Raw genomic sequence first — 1,565 nt, 5'->3', positions numbered from 1 at the left:
GGCAAAAGCCTGCCCGTCGGCGGTGTTGACCGTGATGGCATTGCTGATGGCGTTGGCCGAGTTGGGGTCATTGGTAAACTCCCAAACGCGGGTGAGCACGCTGTAGGTGATCGGCGTCTCGATCCCCGGGATCCGGAAGATGACCCCCGGCAACTCTACCCGCCCCTTTTGCAACCCGAAAAAGGTATTGAACACCACGGTGGCCTGTCCAGGCAAGGTGACGTACAGGCAAGAGCGGAGCGTCCCCAAAACTGCCAAGAGGGCGATCCCGCCCAAAGTTAGCCAACCGGCTCTAATTCCGGGTGTTTCTCCTGTTGGATACATGGTGGCTGTTCCCGTTTTAGGGTTGGTGAGAAGAACTGAGGAAACTGGGGCCAAGCTATTTCTATTGAGGTTATCTATTTGGTTATCAAAGTTTCCAGACGGGATCCCAGCACCGCGGCCTTCACTACCTCCAAGTACTGGGGATTTTGGGTGAGGGCCTGTGCTTTGGCTCGCAATTGACCGGCTTCTGCCTCAGCTTGAGAAATGATGGCGCGGGCATCTTGGCGCGCCTGCTCGATCTCAAATTGTTTTTGCGCCAGTTGGTTTTCGGCGATGGTCTTTGCTTCAATAGCGGCTACAAAATCGGGATCGAAATCCACATCTCGCAGCAGAAAGTCCAAAACTTCGATGCCGTATTCCTTCAGCAAAAGGGCCACTCGCTCGCGAATTTGTCCTTGAAGCAGCGGGCGCTCGGTGGAATAGAGAGCTTGGGCGGAAAAGCCGCTGGTCTCATTCAAGATGACCGACCGGACAATGGGGGCAATGCGATCCAAGTAGTTCTCTCCCAGTTGGGTATAGACCTTGGGAGGATCCACAATGCGAAATTGCAGCGTCGCTTCAGCCGCAATCTGCTGCCCATCCTGAGAGAGGGCCAGCAGCCGCGGCGCGTAGGCGTTTGGGTCGTCGTCCTTCCAGGTCAGAGCTTGGGTTTTCACATCAAAAATCACCGTCCGCGAGACAAAAGGCGGCACCCAATGCAGGCCTGGCTGCAGGGGCGTCGGGCTCACCCCCCCTCCCCAGGTAAACAGCACCATGTTCTCGCCGTTGCCCACCAAGCGCAGCGGCCTGCCCGCCGCCACCAGGACCAACACCGCTCCCGCCAGAGTAAGCTGGGGCAGCCAGCGGCTTACCTGCCTTGGCCACCTTTCCATTAGCAGCTGCCTCCCTTCTGCCCTTGCCAGTATTGTTGCCACCGCCTTCAGAGGGAGGCAGGATCTTTCGCCATCTTTTAAGCTTTCTGCCCGGCTTTCCTAGCCTCGGGCAAGTTGCAGAAGGACGAGAAAGCGGGAGCGCCAACGTCCCTGAATCTCGAAAAGTTCGCAAAAGTTCACTTCACAGTTTGCAAAGACTCAGGATAAGCCGGCGAAAAGAGAAGAAGATTAAAACATGATAAAAAAGATTTGGGTTGCCGTTCATGCTGCCTCCTCTCGATTACGAGCGGCGAGAGATCCAGGTGCCAACCTCCTGCATTGCCCTGGCAGCCCGGGCTCTAATCCGGCAGGGGGTATCCGTCTGCTGGC

Annotated in this window: 2 protein-coding genes; both read right to left on the bottom strand. The window is 56.7% G+C overall.

Annotated elements, in window-relative coordinates; genetic code table 11:
• Positions 1 to 324, bottom strand: a 324-nt coding sequence (locus NW809_RS12490; protein WP_414402291.1) for an SPFH domain-containing protein, incomplete at its 3' end; no start/stop codon positions are given.
• Between the two features lie 74 nt (positions 325 to 398).
• Positions 399 to 1,196 (bottom strand): prohibitin family protein, encoded by a 798-nt coding sequence (locus NW809_RS12485; protein ID WP_414402290.1) that lies wholly within the window; start codon positions 1,194 to 1,196, stop codon positions 399 to 401.
• Between the last annotated feature and the right edge of the window lie 369 nt (positions 1,197 to 1,565).

Source organism: Synechococcus sp. WC101 (assembly GCF_047461555.1).
Classification (GTDB): Bacteria; Cyanobacteriota; Cyanobacteriia; order Thermostichales; family Thermostichaceae; genus Thermostichus.
The sequence above is the reverse complement of the archived record's forward strand: the minus strand, read 5'-3'. Positions and strand labels throughout refer to the sequence as shown.